Source organism: Exiguobacterium sp. s48, from assembly GCF_018617395.1.
In the GTDB taxonomy this organism is placed as follows: domain Bacteria; phylum Bacillota; class Bacilli; order Exiguobacteriales; family Exiguobacteriaceae; genus Exiguobacterium.
The window spans coordinates 2,026,445-2,033,402 of record NZ_JACSKC010000001.1; the positions used below are offsets into that span (position 1 = coordinate 2,026,445).

The 6,958-nt window shown below is 46.6% G+C and carries 6 protein-coding genes and 8 tRNA genes; all 14 read right to left on the reverse strand.

Going from position 1 to position 6,958, the window contains the following annotated elements; genetic code table 11:
• Positions 1–154 precede the first annotated feature (154 nt).
• The 14 genes from glmM to KNO66_RS10380 all read right to left on the reverse strand — a co-directional run bounded on the left by glmM (position 155) and on the right by KNO66_RS10380 (position 6,944).
• The gene (glmM, locus tag KNO66_RS10315; protein WP_214742333.1) at positions 155–1,513 is read right to left on the reverse strand and encodes a phosphoglucosamine mutase; all 1,359 of its coding nucleotides are present in this window, start codon (positions 1,511–1,513) and stop codon (positions 155–157) included.
• A 36-nt stretch (positions 1,514–1,549) separates the two neighbouring features.
• Complete coding sequence (locus KNO66_RS10320; protein ID WP_214742334.1) at positions 1,550–2,830, reverse strand: CdaR family protein; 1,281 nt, start codon at positions 2,828–2,830, stop codon at positions 1,550–1,552.
• Positions 2,831–3,691: a diadenylate cyclase CdaA gene (gene cdaA / locus KNO66_RS10325; protein WP_214742335.1), complete on the reverse strand. Its 861-nt coding sequence runs from the start codon at positions 3,689–3,691 to the stop codon at positions 2,831–2,833.
• A gap of 126 nt (positions 3,692–3,817) precedes the next feature.
• A complete protein-coding gene (locus KNO66_RS10330; protein ID WP_214742336.1) occupies positions 3,818–4,453 on the reverse strand; it encodes a hypothetical protein in 636 nt (211 codons plus the stop codon).
• Entirely contained in the window at positions 4,450–5,025 is a 576-nt protein-coding gene (gene sigW, locus KNO66_RS10335) for an RNA polymerase sigma factor SigW (RefSeq protein ID WP_012727640.1), read from the reverse strand. Before sigW ends, KNO66_RS10330 begins: the two co-directional genes overlap by 4 nt.
• Positions 5,026–5,155: 130 nt before the next feature.
• Positions 5,156–6,058 carry an arginase gene (gene rocF / locus KNO66_RS10340; RefSeq protein ID WP_214742337.1) on the reverse strand — a complete coding sequence of 301 codons (903 nt, stop codon included), beginning with the start codon at positions 6,056–6,058 and terminating at the stop codon, positions 5,156–5,158.
• A gap of 201 nt (positions 6,059–6,259) precedes the next feature.
• Positions 6,260–6,335 (reverse strand) — tRNA-Ala (locus KNO66_RS10345).
• 19 nt (positions 6,336–6,354) lie between these two features.
• A tRNA-Gly gene (locus tag KNO66_RS10350) sits at positions 6,355–6,429 on the reverse strand.
• A 5-nt stretch (positions 6,430–6,434) separates the two neighbouring features.
• Positions 6,435–6,510, reverse strand: a tRNA-Lys gene (locus KNO66_RS10355).
• A gap of 5 nt (positions 6,511–6,515) precedes the next feature.
• A tRNA-Tyr gene (locus KNO66_RS10360) sits at positions 6,516–6,599 on the reverse strand.
• A 6-nt stretch (positions 6,600–6,605) separates the two neighbouring features.
• Positions 6,606–6,678: transfer RNA gene (locus KNO66_RS10365), tRNA-Thr, on the reverse strand.
• A 31-nt stretch (positions 6,679–6,709) separates the two neighbouring features.
• Positions 6,710–6,785 (reverse strand) — tRNA-Val (locus KNO66_RS10370).
• Between the two features lie 4 nt (positions 6,786–6,789).
• A tRNA-Glu gene (locus tag KNO66_RS10375) sits at positions 6,790–6,864 on the reverse strand.
• 5 nt (positions 6,865–6,869) lie between these two features.
• A tRNA-Asn gene (locus tag KNO66_RS10380) sits at positions 6,870–6,944 on the reverse strand.
• Positions 6,945–6,958 lie beyond the last annotated feature (14 nt).

Here is a 6,958-nt window from a genome sequence, read left to right on the forward strand (position 1 = left end):
ACTCTTGTGTCCTTCCGTTTCCAAGGTCACGCTCTTAATAGTACAAATCACACCCCCATTCGTCAAGAAAATCCGCTGTTTTCTCGATGACAAAACGGAAACAAAAAGGGAATCCGATGTGGATTCCCTTGTGTTATTCCCTGTTTCTCAATTTTTATCCGTCTACGCCATAATCTTCGCGAACGACTTGTGCGATTTTTTCAACGTAACGGTCACACTCTTCCGCTGTCGGGGCTTCAGCCATGACACGAACGAGTGGTTCTGTACCCGATGCACGGACGAGGATTCGACCGTTTCCGGCCATTTCCGCTTCCGCTTCTTGAATCGTTGCGAGCACACGCTCACCGTTCATCGCATCATTTTTATTCGTGACACGAATGTTGACGAGCTTTTGCGGATAAACCGGCATCTCAGCCGCCAATTCAGACAGTTTACGTCCAGTTGATTTCACGATTTCGGCCAATTGCACACCAGATAGCATGCCGTCACCCGTTGTCGAATGATCGAGGAAAATCAAGTGTCCTGATTGTTCGCCACCGAGTGTGTATTGATGTTTCTTCATCTCTTCCACAACGTAACGGTCACCCACAGCTGTTTGAAGCGCCGTCATGCCTGCTTCTTCGACAGCTTTATGGAACCCGAGGTTACTCATGACCGTCGCGACAATCGTGTTGTCCTTGAGACGTCCTTTTTCACTCAAGTATTTCCCACAGATGTACATGATTTTGTCTCCATCGACAATATCACCGTTCTCGTCAATCGCGATCAAACGGTCACCGTCACCATCAAACGCAAGACCCATATCCGCTCCCTTTTCACGAACGAACTCAGCCAAGTGCTCAGGGTGAGTTGAACCAACACCTTCATTGATATTAAGTCCGTTTGGTGAGTTCCCGATTGTCGACACATTCGCTTCAAGGTCTGCGAAGAGGCGAGCAGCAAGACCGCTCGTTGCACCATGTGCACAGTCAAGCGCAATGTGAAGACCATCGAAGTCTTCTTCTACGGTTTGTTTCAACATTTGAAGATACTTTTGCGCGCCTTCGTAGTAATCCGAAACGAAACCAAGGTCTTTTCCTGTCGGACGTGGGAGCGTATCTTCCGTAGCATCTAAGATGTCTTCAATTTCTTGCTCGGTTGCATCATCTAATTTGAAACCATCGCTACCGAAGAATTTGATTCCGTTGTCCGCCACCGGGTTATGCGATGCCGAAATCATAACACCTGCTGTTGCATCGAGCGATTTCGTCAAGTAAGCCACTCCAGGTGTTGAGATGACACCGAGACGCATCACTTCTGCACCGATGGAAAGAAGACCTGCAATCAATGCACCTTCAAGCATATGTCCTGAAATCCGTGTGTCACGACCAATCAACACTTTCGGCTGTTCGCCTTCTGGCAAATGTTTCGACAACACATAGCCACCCGCACGACCTAAACGATATGCTAATTCCGCAGTTAACTCAGAGTTCGCAACACCGCGAACTCCATCTGTTCCAAAATATTTACCCATAAGATTAAATCCTCACTTTTGTATGATTGAACATCTTTATTGAATGGAAGATGTTTCTGTTTCTTCGTCGACGCTCGTCAATTGAACATCGATTGTCTTAGGCGAAATCACCGTCACGCCTTTTGGTACTTCATAGTCGACATCTACTGCATGCGTCCCACTCGGTAATCCGGTCAAATCCAATGTCACATTGACACTGTTCGAAGAGATGTTTTCGAGAAGAGAACGTTTTCCAGAAAGTGTCACGCTGACCACATCTTGCGTTTGAATCGTATAATTCGTCCGGTCGTATCCACGGACATTCACCGGAACCGTCAATCGAATCCGTTCCGTCAATTCACCCGTATCATCTTTCGTTTCGTCATTCGGACGAACGAGCACCTGGACTTCAACTTCTTTTTGATCGAGCGATGTAGCCCCTTCTGGAAGCCGTAGAGTGGCCATCACTTTTTCAGACTTCGTCAAATCGTCAAGTTCAATCGGTTCTGTTTCGACTTTTTCCAGCTGATCTAGCACCTCTTTTGGTGCAAAGACACGAACTTCCGTCTCACCTAACAACGAATCGACTAACCGAAAGTCCTCTGCCACCTCTCCACTCGTGACGACCTCAATGGGAATCATCGCGCTCTCATTATAAATCGGAACGGTCACGTTAATGATATTCGGGTCAACCGAAACGTTCAACGGATTTCCGTTCGCATCTAAGATTGTCGGTGGAATTTCTCGGGTGAATGTCTGATTTTGATTCGCCACGTCCACATTCAATGTGATTTCTTTGACGTTTTGAATCCGACTTGCGCCTCCCGTGACTTTTACAGATGATGGTTCAACGTCGACATCGCCCGCGACTTTGCCATCTGGCAACTGATCTTTATTCAATAAATTCACAGACACGGGTACTTCAATCGTTTGTTTCCGATCGATATAGATTTCGACAGTCTCTCGGTCCAATTTGACGTTGACGTCGCCACCGAATCCACGTGCCTCAACGGGTACGCGATGAAAGCCAGTACCGAGATTAGTCAAATCGACGAATACCTGATAGTCTTTCACTAATTTCGTCATCGTTAAACTACTAGAGGGACCTTGAAGTTCGACTCCCATCTCTTCCGGTACGTTGTATGCGACATACTGCACTTCGTCAAAAAAGACTTCGACCGGCACATCAAGCGTCAGGGAACTTTGCCCGACAATCGGTAATGCGCTAGACGCGCTATTTGATGAACTGGTCTCTGCGACCATTAAGTATAGAAGGACGGCTAAAGCAAGTGCGATGAAGCGGAGAAACCACTTATGTTGTAACCACTGATCAATCACTTACTTTTCCCCTCCTTTTTTCCCGAAGAATGAGAGGGTCGCCTCTTTTTCTTCGATGACGAGTTCTTGAATTAATTTGCTTCGTAGCGCTTCTTCATCCAACTCACGGTACAGGCGTCCTGCAATCGCAAGTGAGACCGCTCCTGTTTCTTCCGAGACGGTTAACGTGACGCTATCTGTCACTTCACTGACTCCGATCGCTGCTCGGTGACGTGTCCCGAGCGCTTTGTCGATATGCGGGCTTTCAGAGAGCGGTAAATAACAAGCGGCTGCCGCAATCTTTCCATCCTGAATAATCATCGCACCGTCGTGTAACGGTGTATTCGGGATAAATAGGTTAATAATCAACTGCGACGTAATATGTGAATCCATACGAATACCCGTCTCCACATACTCGTTTAATCCCGTATCGCGCTCAATCGCAATCAATGCACCAATTCGGCGTTTCGACATATACTGCGCTGAACTGACGATGGCTTCAATCATTTGTCGTTGTTGTTCTTCGTCACTTGTTCCCGTACGACCAAATAAGTTGCTCGTCCGTCCAAGATGTTCAAGACCACGCCTCAACTCAGGTTGAAAGATAATAATAATCCCAAGGAGTCCATACGTAATCACTTGATTTAGCAAGAACTGGAGCGTCTTCAATCCGAAGAAACCGCTCAAGAACCAACTGACCAGAATGATGGATATCCCTTTAATTAGTTGAACTGCTTTTGTCCCACGCACAATCATCATTAACTTATAAATGACGTACGTGACGACGACGATATCTAAAACATCATTCAAATAATCGTACCAATGTACGTTCTCTGAAAGATTTAAAAATGAGAAAAATGATACTTGTTCAAGTAGCGGCAAATGCTCCCCTCCTCAACTACCTAGCTAAATCGTGCAAGTTCCATTATATCATCATTTCGATCTATACGCATTGCGTCATATCAAAACGAAACCAGATTGAAACGAAAAAAGACGCCTGAGGCGCCTTTAGAAAAGTTGTTTCATTGAATACCAAATCCACTCGAACATCTGGTCGATTTGCTCGATTTCTCCTGTGACTTGACCGGCACTCGCTAAATAGGCACGACCATTGACGGCTGTCGCATCTCCATTGACAGTTCCTTCAATCCGTAAATCACCACCTTGAACAGTGATATCTTTCTCGATGGTGACCCCCTCTGGCACAATGACTTCGTTGTCAGATACGACGATACCGGGTACTTTCGTATATGTCATCGTCTCGGACGCACTGCTCCATAGTCCGAGTGTCGCGCTAGACATTAAACTGAAGAACAGGACCGCTGCGATCAAGCCTGGATGTCTCTGCAACCAAAGCATTTGTTTCGAATGGGGTTTCCGTTTTTTTCGAACGGATGTTGATAACGGTACGACCGAACCTGTTGCAGGTTGTGCAGCTGTTTCAGGTAAAGCGGCCATCACGCGAGCTGTAAAATCTTCTGATAACTTTGGACGAGGCAATGCTTTCAGTTCTGCGTCGATTCGTTCATATTGTAGATACGATTCATATAAGTCATCGTCCTCTAGCAATTGACGCAATTCGTCAGATTCTTCGGGCAAAACGCCATCTTCCAAATATTGTTGTACTTTTTCTTCAGGAGTCAATTGAACCCCTCCCTATTTTGAAAGATTGTTTTTAACATTTCTCTTCCCCGGAAGATCCTTGTCTTAACCGTTGCGACCGGCATGTCGATCATCACGCTGATTTCTTTAAGCGACAAATCATCCACATATTTTAATAATAACGGAATGCGGTATTTGTCTGGGAGTTGCTTGATGGCTTCATGCATCTCACTTCGAATTTCGCGATGAACCACTTGGGCATCGGGTTGGGGTGCTTCATCAGCTAAGTGGTCTTGATAAGTCAAACCGTCTGTACCCGCAATTTCGGCATCCATCGAATACTCCGGCTTACGCTTTCTTAAACGATCGATGGCAACGTTCGTTGTGATTCGATAGAGCCACGTTTTGAACTTATATTGCGCGTCATACGTATCGATTCGTGTATAGGCACGAATGAACGCTTCTTGGGCAGCATCTTCTGCTTCGCCACGATCATACAAAATTTTATAGGCGATTGCAAAGACGCCATCCTTGTATAGTTCTACCAGTTCGGCAAACGAATCGTGATTCCCCGCCCTCAATTCATCTACCAAACGGGTGGTCAGCCGTTCCATCAATCCACTTCCCCTCTCCGCTACACATGCGGTCATGTCTATATACGTGTTGCCTTTAAAATGGTTTCATAAAAAACAAAAAAAGTTTCCAATCCCATTGTAACAAACGGGTTTGGAAACTGTCAGGAAATCAGACTGTCTTACCTTCCAATAACAGGTTTTCTTTAGCTTTTATAATTGTTTCACATAGACGGTAGGCTAATTGTGCTGTTACATCATCCCGGTCTAAGGCCGGATTCAATTCGACAAGTTCAACGGCAATCAAATCATCCGCCTGCATCGCTGCTTTTAAAATGGCTTTTGCTTCGACTTCCGTCAGTCCCCCATCTACTGGTGTTCCCGTTCCTGGAACGAGCGACGCATCGAGACTGTCCATATCAAAACTGATATAAAAGCGATCGACTCGTTCACGAAGGTAACTTAGCGCTTCCGCCATGATTGTATCCACACCACGCGTACGTACTTCCTCTACAGTAATGACTTTGATGCCAAGTCGATTAATTTCATTCATTTCTCCTTCATCGATATCTCGAAGCGCAATATATACGAGATGTTCCGGTGATAGCTTTGGTTCACGTCCGCCCACTTCCGTCAAACGCACATCGCCCATGCCCATTGCTGCAGCAAGTGGCATTCCGTGAATATTTCCAGACGGTGACGTTTCACCTGTATTCAAGTCCGCATGTGCATCGACCCAAATCACTCCATAAGGACCCGTTTGAGCCAATCCAGCGAGTGTACCAATTGCCATGCTATGATCGCCCCCAACGATCATAGGGAATCGTTTTTCCGAAATTTCACGATGTACGACTTCCGCTAATTCCGTGACAGTATGAAGGACACCATCAACTCGTTTTAAGTGTTCTTCATTTTCTCGAATTTCAGATTCTGGTAAAACACGAATCGTGTGTTGAACCGTTCCTGTTGGAAGGAGTTGTTGCATCCCCATCTCATTTAGTTTTGTCGGTCCTTGATCGACCCCTAATTTCCCCTGACCGTAACGCAGCGGTACGTGAATATATGACCATTGCATTGCCATTCCCCCTTTAAACCCTTGATAATTAAATTGTAAACGCTATCATTTGTTTGGTTCAACTCGGCAAATTTATGAATAAACATACAAAAAGGCAGCCTGAATGGTGGCAGGCTGCCTTTCTCTGTACTCTCAATTGAATGGTTCATGGTTTTAGGCAAAAAAAAACTTAAGTCATCACTAACTTAAGAAAAAAACATATGGTGGAGCCTAGCGGGATCGAACCGCTGACCTCCTGCGTGCAAGGCAGGCGCTCTCCCAGCTGAGCTAAGGCCCCGAAAACAGAGATAAGAATATGGAGCGGAAGACGGGATTCGAACCCGCGACCCCGACCTTGGCAAGGTCGTATTCTACCACTGAACTACTTCCGCAAAAATGGTGAGCCATGCAGGGCTCGAACCTGCGACCCTCTGATTAAAAGTCAGATGCTCTACCAACTGAGCTAATGGCTCAAACCTGGTGGGGGGGGGCGGATTCGAACCGCCGAACCCGAAGGAGCGGATTTACAGTCCGCCGCGTTTAGCCACTTCGCTACCCCCCCGAGGAGTGCCGGCGAAAGGATTCGAACCCTCGACCCTCTGATTACAAGTCAGATGCTCTACCAACTGAGCTACACCGGCATATATATAGGTTTGATGTAATACATAAAAATGGTGGAGGATGACGGGATCGAACCGCCGACCCCCTGCTTGTAAGGCAGGTGCTCTCCCAGCTGAGCTAATCCTCCATATTGGTGACCCGTACGGGATTCGAACCCGTGTTACCGCCGTGAAAGGGCGGTGTCTTAACCGCTTGACCAACGGGCCTAAATTGGCTCCGCAAGTAGGATTTGAACCTACGACCTACCGGTTAACAGCCGGTTGCTCTACCACTGAGCTATTGCGGAACGATCTTGCCTGG

What these genes read in the sequence shown, in the direction of transcription:
- sigW (WP_012727640.1), bottom strand. Translation starts at nt 5,025, where the DNA reads ATGGAACGGCTGACCACCCGTTTGGTAGATGAATTGAGGGCGGGGAAT.
- glmM (WP_214742333.1), bottom strand. Translation starts at nt 1,513, where the DNA reads ATGGGTAAATATTTTGGAACAGATGGAGTTCGCGGTGTTGCGAACTCT.
- rocF (WP_214742337.1), bottom strand. Translation starts at nt 6,058, where the DNA reads ATGCAATGGTCATATATTCACGTACCGCTGCGTTACGGTCAGGGGAAA.